At 64.3% G+C, this 540-nt stretch carries 1 pseudogene; it reads right to left on the bottom strand.

Annotation, left to right across the window (positions count from 1 at the left end):
- A pseudogene (locus FKZ59_RS14530) lies at window positions 1-454 on the bottom strand (serine hydroxymethyltransferase); the annotation flags it as partial.
- Window positions 455-540: the final 86 nt, after the last annotated feature.

Below are 540 nucleotides of genomic sequence, written 5' to 3'. Positions count from 1 at the left end.
CGTACGCGACGATGTCGTAGAGACGGCCGGAGAAGTTGATCTTCATGCCGTGGGTGAGGTGGCCGCCGTGGGCGAGCGAGAGGCCCATGAGCTTGTCGCCCGGGCGGGCGAGGGCGTGCATCACCGCGGCGTTCGCGGTCGCGCCCGAGTGCGGCTGGACGTTCGCGTGCTCGGCACCGAACAGGGCCTTCGCGCGGTCGATCGCGATCTGCACCGCGACGTCGACCTCCTCGCAGCCTCCGTAGTAGCGCTTGCCGGGGTAGCCCTCGGCGTACTTGTTGGTCAGCACGGAACCCTGGGCTTCCAGGATGGCGCGGGGGGCGAAGTTTTCGGATGCAATCATTTCCAGCGTGTCGCGCTGGCGTGCGAGCTCGTCCTTCAAGACGGCTGCGATTTCCGGGTCCAGCTCAGAGAGCGGGGCGTTGGTCACGGACTGGGTGGGGGTGAAGGTCACTACAGACTCCTGGATGGGCGGCACGAAAAAACTTCTTCGAAAAGGTTATCGCCAAACACGTAGGTGTTGGCTTTTCGTGACCTTTG

This window comes from Ureibacillus terrenus, from assembly GCF_006569205.1.
GTDB lineage: Bacteria > Bacillota > Bacilli > Bacillales_A > Planococcaceae > Ureibacillus > Ureibacillus terrenus.
The sequence above is the reverse complement of the archived record's forward strand: the minus strand, read 5'-3'. Positions and strand labels throughout refer to the sequence as shown.